This window comes from Frigoribacterium sp. CF331, assembly GCF_057787905.1.
Genome location: NZ_CM173545.1, coordinates 3,271,370 through 3,290,209, shown reverse-complemented (window position 1 = coordinate 3,290,209; position 18,840 = coordinate 3,271,370). Strand labels below are relative to the sequence as shown.

Here is an 18,840-nt window from a genome sequence, read left to right as displayed (position 1 = left end):
CCCGGCCCGTGGGGGCCGGGGCACCGAGGTCGGACTAGAGGCGGTCGGCCACGTACTTCGTCAGGTCGACGAGGCGGTTCGAGTAGCCCCACTCGTTGTCGTACCACGAGGTGATCTTGACGAGGTTGCCGATGACCTTGGTCAGGCCCGAGTCGTAGATCGACGAGTGCGGGTCGGTCGTGATGTCGGTCGAGACCAGGGGGTCCTCGGAGTAGGCCAGGATGCCCTTGAGCTCGCCCTCGGCCGCTGCCTTGTAGGCGGCGTTGATCTGCTCGACGGTCACCGGGGTGCTGGTCTCGAGGGTCACGTCGGTGATCGAGCCGGTGGGCACGGGCACGCGCAGGGCGTAGCCGTCGAGCTTGCCGGCGAGCTCGGGGATGACGAGGCCGATGGCCTTGGCCGCGCCCGTCGACGTGGGGACGATGTTGAGGGCCGCCGCGCGCGCACGACGAGGGTCCTTGTGGGGTCCGTCCTGGAGGTTCTGGTCGGCCGTGTAGGCGTGGACCGTCGTCATCAGGCCACGCTCGACGCCGAAGTTGTCGAGGAAGACCTTCATCAGGGGCGCGAGGCTGTTCGTCGTGCAGGAGGCGTTCGAGATGATGTGGTGGTTGGCGGGGTCGTAGATGCCCTCGTTCACGCCCAGCACGATCGTGGCGTCGTCACCCGTGGCGGGTGCCGAGATCAGGACCTTCTTGGCCCCGGCCGTGATGTGCTTGCGCGCGTCCTCGGCCTTGGTGAAGAAACCGGTCGACTCGACGACGATGTCGACGCCCAACTCGCCCCAGGGCAGGTTGGCGGGGTCGCGCTCGGCGAGGACCTTGATCGGCTTGCCGTCGACGACGATCGAGTCACCGTCGAGCTCGACGGTGGCGTCGAGACGGCCCGTGATCGAGTCGAACTTGAGGAGGTGCGCGAGGGCGGCGTTGTCGGTCAGGTCGTTGACGGCGACGATCTCGATGTCGGTGCCCTTGGCGAGTGCCGCGCGGAAGTAGTTGCGGCCGATGCGACCGAAGCCGTTGATGCCGATCTTGACGGTCAATGAAACTCCTGATGATCAGGCGTCGTGGGGACGCGTGGAGGGGGTGGGCGACCAGGCCCGCGGCGCCTCCCGAACTCTCGATGACCTCGGGCCGGACACCATCCACGACAGTAGCAGCAGCCCTCCGGTGTTCGCCGTCCCGGGTCATCCCGGCGACCCCGGGCGCTCAGTCGAGGTCGAGGTCGGAGGGCAGGTTCGCGTCCGTGCCGGGGAGCCCCAGGTCGCTCGCCTTCTTGTCGGCCATCGCCAGCAGCCGTCGGATGCGTCCCGCCACGGCGTCCTTGGTCATCGGCGGGTCGGCGTGATGGCCCAGTTCGTCCAGGCTCGCGTCGCGGTGGGCCAGGCGCAGTTCGCCGGCGTACTTCAGGTGGTCGGGGATGTCGTCCCCGAGGATCTCCATGGCCCGGTCGACGCGGGCGCAGGCGGCGACGGCCGCCTGGGCGGAGCGGCGCAGGTTGGCGTCGTCGAAGTTGACCAGACGGTTCGCCGTGGCGCGCACTTCACGGCGTTGGCGCATCTCTTCCCATTCGGCGACGCTCTTCTCGGCGCCCATCGCCTTGAGCATCGTCCCGATGGCCTCGCCGTCACGGATGATGACGCGGTGGACCCCCCGGACCTCGCGGGCCTTGGCGCCGATGCCGAGCCGGCCCGCGGCCCCGACGAGCGCCATGGCGGTCTCGTTGCCCGGGCAGACGACCTCGAGCGAGGCCGAGCGTCCCGGGTCGGTCAGCGACCCCTGGGCGAGGAAGGCACCGCGCCAGATGGCGGCCAAGTCGTCTCGGGACCCCGTCGTGAGGCGGTTCGGCAGGCCCCGGACCGGGCGGCGTCGCGCGTCCATGAGCCCCGTCTGCCGAGCGAGCGTCTCGCCCGCCTCGTGCACCCGGACGAGGTAGCCGGGCGTGCGGCGGGAACCGGAGGGCGCGGTCATCGCGACGTCGCTGCGGGCACCGTACAGTTCGGCGAGGTCCTTCCGGACGCGACGGGCGATGAGGGCCGAGTCGAGCTCGGCCTCGACGGCGATGCGGCCCGAGATCAGGTGCAGGCCCCCGGCGAAGCGCAGGACGGTCGCCAGCTCGGCGGCTCGGATCGTCGTCCGGCTCACCTCGACGCGGGCGAGTTCTTCTTTGACGTCGGCAGTCTGAGCCACTCCGGTTGTTCCTTTTCGTCGGGTCGACCACTGGTCGGCTTCACGGGCGTGCTGAACGACCTCGTGAGGTCATTCTCGGCCGAGGTCGCGGTGTTTCACGCTGACGGCCACGCCCGGGAGTCCACGCAGACGCGCCGCCAGTTCACCCACGAGGGTGACCGATCGATGTTTGCCCCCGGTGCAGCCAATGGCGATCGTAGCGTGTCTCTTGTTCTCACGCTGGTAGCCGGCCAGCACGGGGACGAGCGACGAGGCGAAGGCGTCGACGAACTCCCGGGCGCCGTCCTGCTGCATGACGTAGCTCGTGACGGGCTCGTCGAGCCCGGACTGGGATCGCAACGCGGGCACCCAGAAGGGGTTCGGCAGGAACCTCGCGTCGCCCACCATGTCGGCGTCGGTGGGCAGACCGTACTTGAAGCCGAAGCTCAGGACCGTGACCTGCACGCCCGCACGGTCGGACTCGGCGAACTTCTCCGAGATCGTCGTGGCGAGCTGGTGGATGTTGAGCTCGGAGGTGTCGATGATGACGTCGCTCGTCTCGCGCAGTTCTTCCATGCGAGCGCGCTCGGCCAGGATGCCGTCGAGAAGCGTCCCGTCGCCCTGCAACGGATGGGGCCGACGCACCTGCTCGAAGCGTCGGACGAGGGCGGCGTCCGTCGCGTCGAGGAAGAGCACGCGCACCTTGCTCGGCATGCTCGCCCGGAGCGTTCGGACGGCCTCCTGGGCCTCGCTGAACAGGCGCCCGCCGCGCACGTCGACGACGGCGGCGATCTTGGGGAGGGAGTCCCCCGCCCGCTCGGCCAGGTCGAGCAAGGGGCGGAGCATCTGAGCCGGCAGGTTGTCGACGACGTACCAGTCGAGGTCTTCGAGGGCGTTGCCGACCGTCGACCGACCGGCCCCGGACATGCCCGTGACGATCAGGACCTCTTGCTGTTCGCTGGCGTCGCTCATGTCGGTGGTGTCCTCCGGGTCGGCGGGCGGTGCATCGATTCTAGGCGGGGCCCGTTGAAGGCGCGGTGTCGTCGACGTCGACCTGCTCGTCTCCGCGGAGGCGCTCGACCACGGCCGAGGCGAGCGTCGGACCGATCCCGCGGATGGCCGAGATGTCGGCGGCCTCGGCCTCCTTCAGGCGTTTGACGGAACCGAAGTGCTTGAGCAGCACGGCCACCCGTGACGGGCCCAAGCCCGGGATCTCGGCGAGCTGCGTCGAGATGTCGCGCTTGCGGCGCTGGCGCTGGTGCGTGATGGCGAAACGGTGGGCCTCGTCGCGGATGCGCTGGATGAGGAACAGGGCGTCGCTGTTGCGGGGAAGGATGACCGGGAAGTCGTCGTCGGGCAACCAGATCTCTTCGAGTCGTTTGGCGATGCCGCAGAGGGCGATGTCGGTCACGCCGGCGTCGTCGAGGGCCCGGCGGGCCGCCGCCACCTGGGGTTGCCCACCGTCGACGATGAGGAGGTTGGGACGGTACGCGAAGCGCTTGCGTTGCTCGCCGACCTCCTCGACGGGGGCGAGTTCGTCGTCGAGCCGGGACAGGCGTCGGCTGAGCGTCTGGTAGATGGACTCCGTGTCGTCCGTCGACTGCGGGATGTTGAACCGTCGGTACTGGTCCTTGCGTGGGAGGCCGTCCTCGAAGACCACCATCGAGGCCACGATGTTCGTCCCCGAGAGGTGCGAGACGTCGTAGCACTCCATGCGCAGCGGAGCGTCGCTCATCCCCAGCGCCTCTTGGATGTCGGCGAGGGCCGTGGACCGCGTGGCGAAGTCGGCGCTGCGGCGCGTCTTGTAGAGCATGAGCGACTGCTGCGCGTTCAGGGTCGCCGTCTGCATGAGGTTCGCCTTCTCGCCCCGCTGCGCCGTGTGGATCTGGACCCGTCCGCGTCCACGGATCTCGCTCAGGACGCTCTCGAGAGCGTCGTTGTCGTCCGGCGTCGCCGTCACGACGATCTCGCGGGGCAACTCGGCCCCTGCCGTGTAGATGCCCTGCAGCACCTGCTCGACGAGGTCCCCGGTCGAGATGTCGATCTCTTTGTCGACCACCCAGCCGCGAGAACCGCGGATGCGTCCGCCGCGCACCGTGAACAGCTGCACCGCCGCCGCCAGCTCGTCCTCGGCCAGGGCGTAGAGGTCGAGGTCGACGCTGTCGCGCAGGACGACCGCGGACTTGTCGAGCACGGCTTCGAGGGCCTGGACCTGGTCACGGTAGGAGGCCGCGTCCTCGAAGCGCTGCTCGAGCGCGGCCGCCTTCATCGACCGCTGGAGGTCGGCGATCACCTTCTTGTCGTAGCTGCCCATGAACTTGACGAACTCGTCGACGATCGCCCGGTGCTCGGCGATGGAGACCTTGTGGGAACACGGGCCGCCACAGCGCCCGATCTGGCCCGGGAAACAGGGCTTGCCCGTCTGCATGGCCTTCTTGTAGCTGCTGTCCGAACACGTGCGGATCGGGAAGACCTTGATCATCAGGTCGATGGTGTCGTGCACGGCCCAGATCTTGGGGTAGGGGCCGAAGTACTTCGCGCCCTTGATCCGGGGGTTGCGCGTGACCATCACCCGGGGGGCCTCGTCGGCCAGGGTGACCGCCATGAACGGGTAGGTCTTGTCGTCGCGGAACTTGACGTTGAACGGCGGGTCGAACTCTTTGATCCACGTGTACTCGAGCTGGAGGGCCTCGATGTCGCTGCCCACCACCGTCCACTCGACCGATCGGGCGGTCAGGACCATCCGACGGGTGCGCTCGTGGAGGGACGGGAGCGGGGCGAAGTAGTTGCTCAGTCGGGCACGGAGGTTCTTGGCCTTGCCGACGTAGAGCACCCTGCCCCGCTCGTCGCGCCAGCGGTAGACGCCGGGGTCGGTCGGGATCTCGCCCGCCTTGGGACGCCAGGAGACGGTGTTGCTCATCGGGCTTCGACGGCCTCCCGACGTCGTGCCGTGGTGGGCTTCTTCTTCTGCACCCGGGGCACGGTGTGACCCGACTCGAGGATCTCCTTCAGGAAGACGCCCGTGTGGCTCTCGGGCACGGTGGCGAGGTGCTCGGGTGTTCCCGTGGCGATGACGGTGCCGCCCCCCGCGCCTCCTTCGGGCCCCATGTCGATGAGCCAGTCCGCCGACTTGATGACGTCGAGGTTGTGCTCGATCGTGATCACGGTGTTGCCCTTCTCGACGAGGCCGTTCAGGACGAGGAGGAGCTTGCGGACGTCCTCGAAGTGGAGGCCGGTGGTCGGCTCGTCGAGCACGTAGACGCTGCGTCCGTTGGAGCGCTTCTGGAGTTCGGTGGCGAGCTTGACGCGCTGGGCCTCACCGCCGCTCAGAGTGGTGGCGCTCTGCCCGAGCCGGACGTAGCCCAGGCCGACGTCGACCAGCGTCGACATGAACCGCGAGATGGCGGAGATCGGAGCGAAGAACTCGGCTGCCTCGCTGATCGGCATCTCGAGGACCTCGGAGATGTTCTTGCCCTTGTAGCGCACGGCCAGCGTGTCTCGGTTGTAACGTGCACCGCCGCAGACCTCGCAGGCGACGTAGACGTCGGGCAGGAAGTTCATCTCGATCTTGATGGTGCCGTCGCCCGCGCAGTTCTCGCACCGCCCACCCTTGACGTTGAAGCTGAACCGCCCCGGGAGGTAGCCGCGCGCCTTGGCGTCGGTCGTCTCGGCGAACAGGGTGCGGATGCGGTCGAAGACGCCGGTGTAGGTGGCCGGGTTCGAGCGCGGGGTGCGCCCGATCGGAGCCTGGTCGACGTGCACGACCTTGTCGAGGGCGTCGAGCCCCGTGACGCGCGTGTGCTTGCCCGGGATCTGTCGTGCACCGTTCAGCTGGTTCGCCAGGACCTTGTACAGGATGTCGTTCACCAGGGACGACTTGCCTGAGCCGCTCACCCCGGTCACGGCCACGAAGGTGCCGAGCGGGAAGTCGACGGTGACGTCTCGCAGGTTGTTCGCCTTCGCCCCGACGACGGAGATCATGCGTTTCTTGTCGATCGGCCGACGGGTCGTCGGGGTCTCGATCGACCGGCGTCCGGCGAGGTAGTCCCCCGTGTACGAGTCGGTGTTCGCGACGAGGGCCTCGTAGCTGCCCGAGTGCACGACCGTGCCGCCGTTGACGCCGGCGCCCGGCCCGATGTCGACGATCCAGTCGGCCGTCTTGATCGTGTCTTCGTCGTGTTCGACGACGATCAACGTGTTGCCGAGGTTCTTCAGCTTGACCAGGGTGTCGATCAACCGGCGGTTGTCGCGCTGGTGCAGTCCGATGCTCGGTTCGTCGAGGACGTAGAGCACCCCCGTGAGGCCGGAACCGATCTGGGTGGCGAGGCGGATGCGTTGCGCCTCGCCGCCCGAGAGGGAACCGGCGGCTCGAGCCAGGCTCAGGTAGGTCAGGCCGACCTCGAGGAGGAACTCGAGTCGGACCCGGATCTCGCGCAGCACCTGGGCGGCGATCCGCGCTTCGCGTGTGGTCAGCGTGAGCCCGTTCATGAACTCGAAGGCGTCGGCGAGGCTCAACTCGGAGACCGCGGCGATGTCGTGACCGTCCACGAGCACGGCGAGGACCTCGGGCTTGAGTCGCTTGCCCTTGCAGACCACGCAGGGGATCTCGCGGAGGTAGGCGGCGTACCGCTGGCGCTGTGTGTCGGTCTCGGCCTCGGCGTACTTGCGTTCGATGTAGGGCATGACGCCCTCGAAGCCCGTCGAGTAGGTCATCTCACGGCCGAACCGGTTGCGCCACTTGACGGTCACCTCGAAGTCGTTGCCCTGCAGGACGGCCTTGTGGACCGACTCGGGCAGCTCGTGCCACGGCGTCTTGAGGCTGAAGCCCAGGTCGCCCGCCAGACCCTCGAGCAGCTTCTGGAAGTAGTTGTAGAGGCCCTTGCCCGACTGCGTCCACGGCAGGATGACGCCGTCGGCGAGGCTGAGCTCGGGGTCGCCGAGCAGGAGGTCGGAGTCGACCGACATCTTCGTGCCGAGGCCGGAGCACTCGGGGCAGGCGCCGAACGGGGCGTTGAACGAGAACGTGCGCGGCTCGATCTCGGTGAGCTGGACCGGGTGGTTGTTGGGGCACGACAGCTTCTCGGAGAAGGTCCGGTACTTGCCGGCCGCGCCGTCGTCGGTGTCGACGAAGTCGATCGTGACGAGGCCGTCGGTCAACCGGAGCGCGGTCTCGAGCGAGTCGGTGAGGCGCGTGAGGGCCTGGTCGGAGGCGACCAGGCGATCGACCACGACGGAGATGTCGTGCTTGACCTGCTTCTTCAACTTGGGCGGTGAGCTGAGTTGGACCTGTTCGCCGTCCACGATGGCCCGTGAGTAGCCCGTCGACGCCAGTTCGGAGAAGAGGTCGACGAACTCGCCCTTCTTCTGCGAGACCACCGGGCTGAGCACCTGGTATCGGGTGCCCGTCTCGAGGGTCATCAGCTGGTCGGCGATCTGCTGCACGCTCTGTTTGCTGATCTTCTCGCCGCAGACGGCACAGTGCGGGACGCCGATGCGAGCCCAGAGCAGGCGCATGTAGTCGTAGATCTCGGTGATCGTGCCGACCGTCGACCGGGGGTTGCGGTTGGTCGACTTCTGGTCGATGGACACCGCAGGGCTGAGACCCTCGATGAAGTCGACGTCGGGTCGGTCGACCTGGCCCAGGAACTGCCGTGCGTACGCCGAGAGGGACTCGACGTACCGCCGTTGCCCCTCGGCGAAGATCGTGTCGAAGGCCAGCGAGGACTTGCCGGAGCCGCTCAACCCGGTGAACACGACGAGCGAGTCGCGCGGGATCTCGAGGTCGACGTCGTTGAGGTTGTGGACTCGGGCGCCCCGGACGCTCAGCGTGGGGGAACCTTCTACGGGTGAGATGGACACTCTTACCATTCTGTCGATGTCGACGACGGTCGTCGTCGTGGCGGGCGGGCCCGCTCGGGATGCTGCCGGGGACCGACGGCTCAGGTGGTCGTGGACGCGACGGTGGGCTGGACGCCCGTCAGCTCGGTGGACACCTGCCACAGCCGGGCAGCGGTCGACCCGTCGCGGGCGTGTCGTCGGGCGGGGACGCGAGCCGGTGCGCCGGTCAGTTGGAACCACCCGGCCGGACCCCAGTATTCCCCGCCGACCACGTCGTCGCCCACGAGGGCCTGGGTCAGGGGCTCGGCTCCGACCTCTTTGCCCTGGGAGAACGTGTGCATGATCGAGGTGAGGACGGCGGGCGGTCTGCGGGGTTCGACGACGGGAGGTCGGGGATCGCTCAGGGACTCCCACGAGAAGCCCGGATGGGCGACGACGCTCGAGATCGACGACCCGGCGGCTCGCAGTCGCCGGTCGAGGTCGAACCCGAAGGTCATGACCGCCAACTTGGACCGTGCGTAGGCGACCGACCCGGAGTAGCTGCTGACCATCATGGGGTCGTCCAGGTCGAGACGGACGAACCGGTGACTGATGCTGCCCAGGTGGACGACGCGGGCTCGTCCCGACGATTCGAGGGCCGGCAGCAGGTGGGAGACGAGAGCGAAGTGACCGAGGTGGTTCGTCCCGAACTGGAGCTCGAATCCGTCGACGGTCGTCCGACGCCGTCGGGAGCCGACGACGCCCGCGTTGGCGAGCAGGCCGTCGATCGGACCACCCGCGGCGACGGTGGCCGCACCGGAGCGGACCGACGCGAGATCGGCGAGGTCGAGCGCCACCGTGTCGACGTCGGCGCCGGGCACCCGGTCGCGCAACAGATCGGCGGCTCGGACGGCGCGCTCGGCGTCCCGGGCGGCCAGGACGACCTGGTGACCGGCGGTGACGAGTCGTTCGGCGGCGAAGTAGCCGAGACCCGCGGTCGCCCCGGTCACGACGACTCGGCGACGCTCACCGGGCATGGCCGGCTGCTTCCATCTGACGGAGGTCCTTCTTCAGGTCGGCCACCTCGTCGCGCAGTCGGCCGGCCAGCTCGAACTTGAGCTCGGCGGAGGCCTGCAGCATCTGCTCGTTGAGGTCGGCGATGATCGCCTCGAGGCCGTTCGCCGCGCTGGCGGCCTTGCCCTCGCGGCGCAGGTTCGGCGTCGGTGCGCGCTTGCCGCCCTGTCGGTCGGCCAGGAGGCGTGCCGTGTCGGCTCCCTCTCGGGCCAACACCTCGGTGATGTCGGCGATCTTCTTGCGCAGCGGCTGGGGATCGATGCCGCGCTCGAGGTTGTAAGCCACCTGTTTCTCGCGACGACGGTCGGTCTCTTCGAGGGCCTGCTTCATCGAGTCGGTCATCACGTCGGCGTACATGTGGACCTGACCCGAGACGTTGCGGGCAGCGCGACCGATGGTCTGGATGAGCGACGTCGACGACCGGAGGAACCCCTCTTTGTCGGCGTCGAGGATCGCCACGAGGGAGACCTCGGGCAGGTCGAGGCCTTCTCGCAGCAGGTTGATGCCCACGAGCACGTCGTAGACGCCCTGGCGCAGTTCGGTGAGCAGCTCGACGCGGCGGAGGGTGTCGACGTCGGAGTGCAGGTACCGGACCCGCACGCCGGCCTCGGTGAGGAAGTCGGTGAGCTCTTCGGCCATCTTCTTCGTCAGGGTCGTGACGAGGACGCGCTCGTCGATCTCGACCCGCGTGCGGATCTCTTCGAGCAGGTCGTCGATCTGCCCGGCGGACGGCTTGACCACGATCTCGGGGTCGATCAGCCCCGTCGGCCGGATGATCTGTTCGACCACGCTGTCGGTGATGCCGAGCTCGTACTTGCCCGGCGTCGCCGAGAGGTAGACCTTCTGGCCGACGCGGTCGAGGAACTCCTCGAACTTGAGCGGCCTGTTGTCGAGGGCGCTGGGCAACCGGAAGCCGTGGTCGACGAGGGTGCGCTTGCGGGAGGCGTCGCCCTCGTACATCGCGCCGATCTGCGGCACCGTCACGTGCGACTCGTCGATGACCACGAGCAGGTCGTCGGGGAAGTAGTCGAGCAGGCAGTGCGGAGCTTCGCCCGGCGAGCGACCGTCGATGTGGGCGGAGTAGTTCTCGATGCCGTTGCAGAAGCCGATCTGCTCCATCATCTCGAGGTCGAAGGTCGTGCGCATGCGCAGACGCTGCGACTCGAGCAGCTTGCCCTGCTTGTCGAGCTCGTCGAGACGGGTGGCGAGCTCGTCCTTGATGGTGCCGATCGCGCGGTGCATGACGTCGGTGCCCGCCACGTAGTGGGAACCGGGGAACACCGACACGGCGTCCATCGTCTTGACCACGTCGCCGGTGAGCGGGTGCAGGGCGTAGAGCGCCTCGATCTCGTCACCGAACATCTCGATGCGGATGGCCAGCTCTTCGTACATCGGGATGATCTCGATGGTGTCGCCGCGCACCCGGAAGTTGCCTCGGGAGAAGTCGATGTCGTTGCGCTGGTACTGCATCGAGACGAACCGGCGGATCAGCGTCTCTCGGTCGATGCGCATGCCGACCTGGAGGGCGATCATGGCCTCCATGTAGCCCTCGGGCGTGCCGAGGCCGTAGATGCACGACACGGTCGAGACGACGATCACGTCACGCCGGCTGAGGAGTGAGTTGGTCGTCGAGTGACGGAGCCGCTCGACCTCGGCGTTGACCGAGCTGTCCTTCTCGATGAAGGTGTCGGTCTGGGGGACGTAGGCCTCGGGCTGGTAGTAGTCGTAGTAGGAGACGAAGTACTCGACGGCGTTGTTCGGGAAGAGCGACCGGAACTCGTTCGCCAGCTGGGCCGCGAGGGTCTTGTTGTGGGCGAGCACCAGGGTCGGGCGTTGGACCTGTTCGACGAGCCACGCCGTCGTGGCGGACTTGCCCGTGCCCGTCGCACCGAGCAGGACGACGTCGGTCTCGCCCGCCGTGATGCGGCCCGCCAGTTCGGCGATGGCCGCCGGCTGGTCACCACTGGGCTCGAACTCGCTGACGACTTCGAAGGGGCGCACGCTGCGGGTCGGTTCCATGGATTCCAGCTTACGAGGCACCACCGACACTCGCGTCGCGGGAGGCCGCCTCCTTCGCCGCTGACAGCGAACGGAGCCGGTCGTACAGCTCGTCGGCCTGAGCCAGGGTGTGCTCGAGCGACCCCGCCGAACGGACGACGACGTCCGCCACGGCCAGGCGGGCCTCGTCGTCGGCCTGTGCGTCCACCCGGCGCCGCGCCTCCTCGGGGTCCATCCCCCGCAGCTCGACCAACCGCCGGAGGCGCACCTCGCGGGGCGCGTGGACGACGACGACCAGGTCGAAACCGGTCGTGCCCCGCGCCTCGACGAGCAGCGGCACGTCGTAGACGACCACGCGCGCGGGATCGTCCGCCACGGCCTCGGCCATGCGGCGTGTCGAGAGCTCGTGGACGGCGGGGTGCGTGATGCCCTCGAGGGCACGGCGGGCGTCGGGGTCGGCGAAGACGACGGCCCCGAGCGCGGCCCGGTCGAGCGAGCCGTCGGGGCGGAGCACCGTGCGTCCGAACCGCGCGACGACGGCGTCCAGCCCCGGCGAGCCCGGCTCGACGACCTCGCGGGCGAGGGCGTCGGCGTCGACGTGGGCCGCACCCCGTTCGGCGAGTCGACGGGCCACGACGGACTTGCCGGCGGCGATGCCACCGGTCAACGCACAGACGAACACGACGACGAGACTACGCCGCGAACGCCGGAAGGCGGCTCCCCCGAGGGGGAACCGCCTTCTGGTCGAGACCGGACGGACTCAGTTGTTGTTCGACAGCTTCTCGCGCAGAGCAGCCAGCGACTCGTCGTCGGCGAGGGTGCCGGCGCCCGAGGCGGACTCGGCCGAGAACGACGAACCCGTGGGAGCGTCGAACGTCGTCTCTTCGACGAGCGAGGCAGCGACCTGCTTCTTGTGGGCTTCCCAGCGCGCCTGGGCGGCAGCGTAGTCCTGCTCCCACTTCTCGCGCTGCGAGTCGAAGCCCTCGCGCCACTCGTTCGTCTCGGGGTCGAAGCCCTCGGGGTACTTGTAGTTGCCCTGGTCGTCGTACTCGGTGAGCATGCCGTACAGCGCCGGGTCGAACTCGGTGCCCTCGGGGTCGACGCCCTCGTTGGCCTGCTTGAGGCTCAGCGAGATGCGACGGCGGTCGAGGTCGATGTCGATGACCTTGACGAACACCTCGTCGCCGACGGCGACGACCTGCTCGGCCAGTTCGACGTGCTTCGCCGACAGCTCGGAGATGTGCACGAGGCCCTCGATGCCGTCGGCCACGCGGACGAACGCACCGAAGGGGACGAGCTTCGTGACCTTGCCCGGAGCGACCTGGCCGATCGCGTGCGTGCGGGCGAACACCTGCCACGGGTCTTCCTGCGTCGCCTTGAGCGAGAGCGACACGCGCTCACGGTCGAGGTCGACCTCGAGGATCTCGACGGTGACCTCCTGGCCCACCTCGACGACCTCGCTGGCGTGCTCGATGTGCTTCCAGCTGAGCTCGGAGACGTGGACGAGGCCGTCGACGCCGCCCAGGTCGACGAACGCACCGAAGTTGACGATCGACGACACGACGCCCTTGCGGACCTGGCCCTTGTGGAGGTTGTTGAGGAAGGTGGTGCGGCTCTCGGACTGGGTCTGCTCGAGCAGCGCACGGCGCGACAGGACCACGTTGTTGCGGTTCTTGTCGAGCTCGAGGATCTTGGCCTCGATCTCCTGACCCAGGTAGGGCGTGAGGTCACGGACGCGACGGAGTTCGATGAGCGAGGCGGGGAGGAAGCCGCGGAGGCCGATGTCGACGATGAGGCCACCCTTGACGACCTCGATGACCGTGCCGGTGACGACGCCGTCGGCGTCCTTGATCTTCTCCACGTCGCCCCAGGCACGCTCGTACTGAGCGCGCTTCTTGGACAGGATCAGACGACCTTCCTTGTCTTCCTTCTGGAGGACGAGGGCCTCGACCGTGTCGCCGACCTCGACGACCTCGGTGGGGTCGACGTCGTGCTTGATCGAGAGTTCGCGCGAGGGGATGACGCCCTCGGTCTTGTAGCCGACGTCGAGGAGGACCTCGTCGCGGTCGATCTTCACGACGGTGCCTTCGATGAGGTCGCCGTCGTTGAAGAACTTCAGGGTCTTCTCGACCGCGGCCAGGAAGTCATCAGCGGATCCGATGTCGTTGATGGCGACCTGCTTGGGTGCCTTGGTCGTTACGGTTGTCATGTAGTTAGTGCTCCAGTACGGGCATGAATCGGGCCGTGTTCGTCCATCGAACGGTGTTCGGGTGGGGGTGTCGAACGCGGCGTGCGGACAGATCGACGCAGATAGCGCTCGGTCATCTTAGCGCGGCGTCCCGGGTGCGGGCAACGACGTGCCGGGGCCGTCGCGTGTCGTCGTCGGGTGGCGCCGGGTGCCGTGTGCCGGGACGGGTCACCACCTCAGGCGAGCAAGGCCCTGCGCAACGTGTCGAGCCCCACCCCGCCGAGCTGCAGGGCGTCGTGGTGGAAGGCCTTGACGTCGAACGCGGCTCCGTCGCGACGGGCGCGGTCGGCACGGAGGTCCTCCCAGATGCGCTGGCCGACCTTGTACGACGGGGCCTGCCCGGGCCAGCCCAGGTACCGGTCCACCTCGAAGCGGACGAACTCGGTGTCCATGTTGACGTTCTCGGACATGAACGCGAAGGCCTTCGCCGCGTCCCAGTCCCCGCCCCCGCCCGGGAAGGGCTTGCCGAGGTGCACGCCGATGTCGAGCACCACGCGGGCCGCCCGCATGCGCTGACCGTCCAGCATGCCCAGCCGGTCCCCCGGGTCGCCCAGCCAGCCGAGTTCGTCCATGAGTCGTTCGGCGTACAGGGCCCATCCCTCGGCGTGGCCGGACGAGCCCGCCAGCTGGCGGCGCCAGGTGTTGAGCGTCGCCCGGTTGTACACGGCCTGGCCGAGTTGCAGGTGGTGCCCCGGCACGCCCTCGTGGAAGACCGTCGTGGTCTCGCGCCAGGTGCCGAAGCGGGTCACCCCCTCGGGCACGGACCACCACATGCGCCCCGGACGCGAGAAGTCGTCGCTGGGGCTCGTGTAGTAGATGCCGCCGTCCTTGGTCGGGGCGATGCGGCACTCCAGCCGGCGCACGGGCTCGGGGATGTCGAACTGGTCGCGCCCCAGCTCGGCGACGGCCCGGTCGCTCAGCCCCTGCATCCAGTCGCGCAGCGCGTCCGTGCCGTGGAGTTGACGGGCGGGGTCGGCGTCGAGCAGCTCGATCGCCCGGGCGACCGAGGCACCCGGTTCGATCCGGTGGGCCACGGCCTCTTGCTCGCTCGTCATGCGGGCGAGTTCGTCGATGCCCCACTCGTAGGTCTCGTCGAGGTCGACCGTCGCGCCGAGGAAGCGTCGGGAGTGCAGTGCGTAGGCGTCGCGCCCCACGGCGTCCTCGGGGGTGGCGGCGGGCAGCAGCTCGTCGAGCAGGAACCGCCTCAGCCCGTCGTAGGCGGCGGCGGCCGACGAGGCGCCCGCCGTGAGGTCGCGGGCGAGGGCACCGCCCGGGACGCTGCCGTCGCCGAGCCGGGCTCCGTCGGCGAACTCGGAGAAGAACCCGTCGACGGCGCCGATGCGAGCACACTGCTCGGCCACCTTCTCGACCTGGCGTCGCGCCGGGGTCACCCCCTCGGCGATGCCCACCCGCAGCGTCTCGACGTACTGGTCCACCGCCGTCCCGACCCGCCCGAGTCGGGATGCGACGTCCGCCCAGTCGGTCTCGGACTCGGTCGGCATGAGGTCGAAGACGTCGCGGATGCCCTGCGCGGGCGAGGCGATGACGGCGAGATCGCGCAGCTCGAGCCGCTGGTCGGCGTACTCGAGTTCGAGCTCGAGCTCGCTGGTCAGGTCGTCTCGCGTGACGCGGTCGACGTCGTCGGCGGGGGTCGTGGCCCGCAGCTCGGTCAGCGTGGCCCGGACGGCGTCGACGTGTCGGGCGTGCCCCTCGGGCGAGAGGTCGCCGAACTCGCCGGTACGGCCTTCTCGGCCGATCCAGGTGGCGGTCGTGGGGTCGAGCTCGCACAGCGTGTCCACCCAGCGTTCGGCGACCGCGTCGACGGGGGTGGGCGTGCGGGGGCCGGGCGTCGCTGCAGGATCGGTCATGGCGACGAGCCTAACGACCGAGGAGGCGCGGTGCCGGACGACCCGCACCGCGCCTCCTCGGCCCCTCACGACGGACGGGGCGCCCACCGACCGTGGTCGGTGGACGCCCCGTGCGCGTCGTGGTGCGGTGCCTACTCTTTGTCGAGGTCGGTCGCGAGGAGCGCGACGAGCTCGTCGAGGGCTGCCTCGGCGTTGTCGCCCTCGGTCGCGACGACGACCTCTTCACCGTGGCCGATGCCGAGCGAGAGCACGCCGAGGATGCTGGCGGCGTTGACGCTCTTGCCGGCGGCGGAGGTCAACGTGACCTTCGCGCCGGTCTTGCCCGCGGCCTGGCTGAACAGCGAGGCCGGACGGGCGTGCAGCCCGACGCTGGAGGCGATGGTGACGGAACGTTCTGGCATGTGTTCTCCTCTGGAGGGGGTGGTGGTCAGTCGTCGTCGTCGGTCGACGCGAGCAGCTCGTAGACCTCGGCGGACGTGGTGGAGCCGCGCAGGGCGGCCGCCTTGTCGGGGTCCATCAGGATGCTCGCGAGCTGACTGAGGATGGCGATGTGGCCGTTGCCCTTGGCGGCGATGCCGACCGTGACCGAGACCTCGTTGCCGTCCCAGTCGACCGGGGTCGGGAACCGCAGCACCACCAGGGCGTCCTCTTTGACCGAGTCCTTGCCGGCGAGGGTGCCGTGCGGGATCGCCACACCCTCGCCGACGTAGGTGGACACCGAGTTCTCGCGCTCGAACATCGCGTCGACGTACGACTCGTCGATCGCACCCGCGTCGACGAGGGCCTGCCCCGTCTTGCGGATGGCCTCGTCGCGCGAGGCGGCGACCTCGTCGAGCCGGATGGACGACTCGGCGAGCAGCGTCGAGAGCTCGGGTGCCTGCTGATCGGTCATCGTCAGACCTCGACCGTCGAGCCGTCCTGGATCGCCTTGACGACCTTGGCGACGTTCGGGTCTCCCATGAACAGCTGGAACGGCACGACCGGCACGTTCGGCACCACGCCGCGGGCACGCTCGGCCAGGTTGTTCTGGGTGACGACGACGTCGGCGTCCGACGGGATCGACGCGACGGGCGAGTGCTCGACGGTGACACCGCTCTTCTTCAGCTGCTTCTTGAGCGTGGACGCCAGCATGACGCTGCTGCCCATGCCCGCGTCGCACGCGACGATGAGTTTCTTGATGCTGGAACCGTCGAGGGTTGCCATGACCTTCTCCTTGTGTGGTGGTGGTGCTGACTGGTGGTGCGGCAGGACTACGCGGTGGGTGCCGCGGTGCCCTTGCTGGTCGCCTTGTTGGCCGCGGTGGCGGCCTGGGCGTCGGCGAGAGCCTGCTCCTGGGCGGCGGCGTCCTCGGCACGGGCCTCGCGGTTCTCCTTGCGGCCGAAGCCCATCAGGAGGGACGAGACGACGAACGAGACGGCCGCCGAGAGCAGGATACCCAGGTAGATCGGGAGAAGGTCCCCACGGGCCGCGACGAGCGTGTAGGCGATGATGCTGCCGGGCGACGCCGGGCCCACGAGGCCGACGTTGAACAGGGCGAACGTGGCGATGCCGGTGGCGCCACCCAGGATGGCGGCGACGAGCAGGATCGGCTTCATCAGCACGTACGGGAAGTAGATCTCGTGGATGCCACCGAAGAAGTGCACGATGATCGCGGCCGGGGCCGACGGGCGGATGGCACGCGGGCCGAAGAACAGGTAGGCCAGCAGGATGCCGAGGCCGGGGCCGGGGTTCGACTCGAGCATGAAGAGGATCGACTTGCCGGCCTCCTGCACCTGGGTGCCTCCGAGCGGGGTCAGGATGCCCTGGTTGATGGCGTTGTTCAGGAACAGCACCTTGGCGGGCTCGATGATGATCGAGGCGAGGGGCAGCAGGCCGCGGTCGACGAGGAACCCGACGGCGCCACCGAACACGTTGGTGATGGCGGTCGTGACGGGCGCGAGGCCGAAGAAGGCCAGGACGGCCATGGCGCCACCGATGATGCCGAGCGAGAAGTTGTTGACGAGCATCTCGAAGCCGGACTTGATGCGGCCGTCGACCAGCTTGTCGAACTGCTTGAGCACCCACGCGGCCAGCGGGCCGACGATCATGGCGCCGAGGAACTGCGGCACGTCGGTCGCGACGACGACGCCCATGACGGCGACGGCACCGATGACGGCACCACGCTGACCGTGGACCATGCGGCCACCCGTGTAGGCGATCAGGATCGGCAGCAGGTAGGTGATGATCGGGCCGACCAGGCCCGGCCACGGCGTGCCGTCGGCCTGCTCGCCGAAGCCGCCGAGCTGGGGCACCGGCGTCCAGCCGGTCTGGATGAAGAGGGCCGTGATGAGGCCCCAGGCGATGAAGGCGCCGATGTTCGGCATGATCATGCCGGCCAGGAAGCCTCCGAAGCGCTGGACGCGCGCGCGGGCTCCCGTACCGGTGACGGTGGGGGTGAACTCGGACATGTGGGTGGTTCTCCTTGTCTCTCAGCGACGAGAGGGATGTGGGGTGATGGAGGTGGAGCGGGGGGCTGTGGTGCGTCGGGGTGGGGCGGGGGTGGCCGGCCGGTCTCGCGTCATGCGATCACGACCCGAGGGCCGGCCTGTTCGACGTCGTCGGCCAACTCGGCGTCCACGCCGGAGTCGGTGATGACGGTGTCGACGTCGGTGAGCGGCGCGACCTTGGCGAAGTCCTCGCGGCCGAACTTGGTGTGGTCGGCGAGGACGACGGTGCGTCGCGACGCGGCGATGAGGGCGCGCTTGACCCGCGCCTCCGCCAGGTCGGGGGTGCTGATGCCGCGCTCGACCGACACGCCGTTCGTGCCGACGAAGGCGACGTCGGCGAAGACGTCGGCGATCTGGGCTCGCGTCCAGTCCCCCACGGCCGAGTAGGTGCGGGTGCGGATGAGGCCGCCGAGCAGGTGCAACGTGACGTTCGGGCGGCTGATCAGGATGGTCGCCACCGCGAGCGAGTGCGTGACCACGGTGAGCTCTCGGTCGAGCGGCAGCAGCTCGGCCAGCCGGATCGTCGAGGTGCCGGCGTCGACGATGATCGAGCCGCCGTCGGGGAGCTCGTCGAGGGCGGCCCGGGCGATGCGTTCCTTCTCGGTCGCGGCGGTGCCCTCACGGTCGACCACGGGCGGCTCGATGCCCAGGCGCTCGACGGCGATCGCTCCCCCGTGCACGCGACGCAGGACGCCCCGCCGCTCGAGTGCGGTCAGGTCGCGACGGACCGTCTCGGGCGCCACGGACAGCTCGCGCGCGAGACCGGCGACCTCGACACGCCCCCGGGACAGGGCGGTGTCGAGGATCTGCTGGTGACGCTCCGGTGCGTACATGGGAGACCTCGTCGTCGGACTGCACGGTCGCCCCGTGGGGGTCGGCCGGTGGTGCGGAAGTGCGGAAAGAGTTCAACTGGTGTTGATCTGCGCTTATATAAGTCCGTTTGTGTGGCTCGGTCAAGTCTGTGCCGCGTGTCGTGTCCGTTTGTGCCCGGGTCGGGGGACGGTTGGTTGCCCGACGGGCACCGATCGGCCCGCTCGAGGCGTTGCGGACACCCGTCCGGGTCCGTCCGGGCACCGGGGTCGGGGCATCGGGGCATCGGGGTGTCGGCGTGTCGAGACGTCGGCGGGTCGAAGAGGCGCCGGTCGGGGCGGTCGCGGAGCCGTCGCGTGAGCGGACGGCTCCGC

General features: G+C 69.0%; 15 protein-coding genes. All 15 read right to left on the bottom strand.

The window, feature by feature from the left end:
• Window positions 1–34 precede the first annotated feature (34 nt).
• A complete protein-coding gene (gene gap, locus AC3CCI_RS15235) occupies window positions 35–1,039 on the bottom strand; it encodes a type I glyceraldehyde-3-phosphate dehydrogenase (RefSeq protein ID WP_043595015.1) in 1,005 nt (334 codons plus the stop codon).
• A 166-nt stretch (window positions 1,040–1,205) separates the two neighbouring features.
• Entirely contained in the window at window positions 1,206–2,186 is a 981-nt protein-coding gene (gene whiA / locus AC3CCI_RS15230; RefSeq protein ID WP_354594207.1) for a DNA-binding protein WhiA, read from the bottom strand.
• A 69-nt stretch (window positions 2,187–2,255) separates the two neighbouring features.
• Entirely contained in the window at window positions 2,256–3,137 is an 882-nt protein-coding gene (rapZ, locus tag AC3CCI_RS15225; RefSeq protein ID WP_354594208.1) for an RNase adapter RapZ, read from the bottom strand.
• Between the two features lie 40 nt (window positions 3,138–3,177).
• Window positions 3,178–5,085: an excinuclease ABC subunit UvrC gene (gene uvrC, locus AC3CCI_RS15220; protein WP_488627681.1), complete on the bottom strand. Its 1,908-nt coding sequence runs from the start codon at window positions 5,083–5,085 to the stop codon at window positions 3,178–3,180.
• Window positions 5,082–8,033: an excinuclease ABC subunit UvrA gene (gene uvrA / locus AC3CCI_RS15215; protein ID WP_488627680.1), complete on the bottom strand. Its 2,952-nt coding sequence runs from the start codon at window positions 8,031–8,033 to the stop codon at window positions 5,082–5,084. The genes uvrC and uvrA overlap by 4 nt, the downstream gene beginning before the upstream one ends.
• 71 nt (window positions 8,034–8,104) lie before the next feature.
• Window positions 8,105–9,019 carry an SDR family NAD(P)-dependent oxidoreductase gene (locus AC3CCI_RS15210; protein ID WP_354594211.1) on the bottom strand — a complete coding sequence of 305 codons (915 nt, stop codon included), beginning with the start codon at window positions 9,017–9,019 and terminating at the stop codon, window positions 8,105–8,107.
• Window positions 9,009–11,075 carry an excinuclease ABC subunit UvrB gene (uvrB, locus tag AC3CCI_RS15205; protein ID WP_354594212.1) on the bottom strand — a complete coding sequence of 689 codons (2,067 nt, stop codon included), beginning with the start codon at window positions 11,073–11,075 and terminating at the stop codon, window positions 9,009–9,011. Before uvrB ends, AC3CCI_RS15210 begins: the two co-directional genes overlap by 11 nt.
• Before the next feature lie 10 nt (window positions 11,076–11,085).
• Window positions 11,086–11,736 (bottom strand): dephospho-CoA kinase, encoded by a 651-nt coding sequence (gene coaE, locus AC3CCI_RS15200; protein ID WP_488627679.1) that lies wholly within the window; start codon window positions 11,734–11,736, stop codon window positions 11,086–11,088.
• Between the two features lie 78 nt (window positions 11,737–11,814).
• Window positions 11,815–13,263, bottom strand: coding sequence for a 30S ribosomal protein S1 (gene rpsA / locus AC3CCI_RS15195; protein ID WP_043592805.1), 1,449 nt, complete (start codon window positions 13,261–13,263; stop codon window positions 11,815–11,817).
• A 215-nt stretch (window positions 13,264–13,478) separates the two neighbouring features.
• Window positions 13,479–15,170, bottom strand: a complete 1,692-nt coding sequence (locus AC3CCI_RS15190; RefSeq protein WP_488627678.1) for a DUF885 domain-containing protein — start codon at window positions 15,168–15,170, stop codon at window positions 13,479–13,481.
• Between the two features lie 131 nt (window positions 15,171–15,301).
• On the bottom strand, window positions 15,302–15,571 hold the full coding sequence (locus tag AC3CCI_RS15185) for an HPr family phosphocarrier protein (RefSeq protein ID WP_043592801.1): 270 nt from the start codon (window positions 15,569–15,571) through the stop codon (window positions 15,302–15,304).
• 26 nt (window positions 15,572–15,597) lie between these two features.
• Window positions 15,598–16,062: a PTS mannitol transporter subunit IIA gene (locus tag AC3CCI_RS15180; protein ID WP_354594215.1), complete on the bottom strand. Its 465-nt coding sequence runs from the start codon at window positions 16,060–16,062 to the stop codon at window positions 15,598–15,600.
• A gap of 2 nt (window positions 16,063–16,064) precedes the next feature.
• Window positions 16,065–16,373: a PTS lactose transporter subunit IIB gene (locus AC3CCI_RS15175; RefSeq protein WP_054146078.1), complete on the bottom strand. Its 309-nt coding sequence runs from the start codon at window positions 16,371–16,373 to the stop codon at window positions 16,065–16,067.
• A gap of 47 nt (window positions 16,374–16,420) precedes the next feature.
• A complete protein-coding gene (gene mtlA, locus AC3CCI_RS15170) occupies window positions 16,421–17,617 on the bottom strand; it encodes a mannitol-specific PTS transporter subunit IIC (RefSeq protein ID WP_354594216.1) in 1,197 nt (398 codons plus the stop codon).
• A 110-nt stretch (window positions 17,618–17,727) separates the two neighbouring features.
• Window positions 17,728–18,489, bottom strand: a complete 762-nt coding sequence (locus AC3CCI_RS15165; RefSeq protein ID WP_354594217.1) for a DeoR/GlpR family DNA-binding transcription regulator — start codon at window positions 18,487–18,489, stop codon at window positions 17,728–17,730.
• Between the last annotated feature and the right edge of the window lie 351 nt (window positions 18,490–18,840).

Bases quoted from the DNA above. Each gene is read 5' to 3' on its own strand.
- rapZ (WP_354594208.1), bottom strand. From the start codon at position 3,137: ATGAGCGACGCCAGCGAACAGCAAGAGGTCCTGATCGTCACGGGCATG.
- uvrC (WP_488627681.1), bottom strand. From the start codon at position 5,085: ATGAGCAACACCGTCTCCTGGCGTCCCAAGGCGGGCGAGATCCCGACC.
- uvrA (WP_488627680.1), bottom strand. From the start codon at position 8,033: ATGGTAAGAGTGTCCATCTCACCCGTAGAAGGTTCCCCCACGCTGAGC.
- AC3CCI_RS15210 (WP_354594211.1), bottom strand. From the start codon at position 9,019: ATGCCCGGTGAGCGTCGCCGAGTCGTCGTGACCGGGGCGACCGCGGGT.
- uvrB (WP_354594212.1), bottom strand. From the start codon at position 11,075: ATGGAACCGACCCGCAGCGTGCGCCCCTTCGAAGTCGTCAGCGAGTTC.
- rpsA (WP_043592805.1), bottom strand. From the start codon at position 13,263: ATGACAACCGTAACGACCAAGGCACCCAAGCAGGTCGCCATCAACGAC.
- AC3CCI_RS15190 (WP_488627678.1), bottom strand. From the start codon at position 15,170: ATGACCGATCCTGCAGCGACGCCCGGCCCCCGCACGCCCACCCCCGTC.
- AC3CCI_RS15185 (WP_043592801.1), bottom strand. From the start codon at position 15,571: ATGCCAGAACGTTCCGTCACCATCGCCTCCAGCGTCGGGCTGCACGCC.
- AC3CCI_RS15180 (WP_354594215.1), bottom strand. From the start codon at position 16,062: ATGACCGATCAGCAGGCACCCGAGCTCTCGACGCTGCTCGCCGAGTCG.
- AC3CCI_RS15175 (WP_054146078.1), bottom strand. From the start codon at position 16,373: ATGGCAACCCTCGACGGTTCCAGCATCAAGAAACTCATCGTCGCGTGC.
- mtlA (WP_354594216.1), bottom strand. From the start codon at position 17,617: ATGTCCGAGTTCACCCCCACCGTCACCGGTACGGGAGCCCGCGCGCGC.
- AC3CCI_RS15165 (WP_354594217.1), bottom strand. From the start codon at position 18,489: ATGTACGCACCGGAGCGTCACCAGCAGATCCTCGACACCGCCCTGTCC.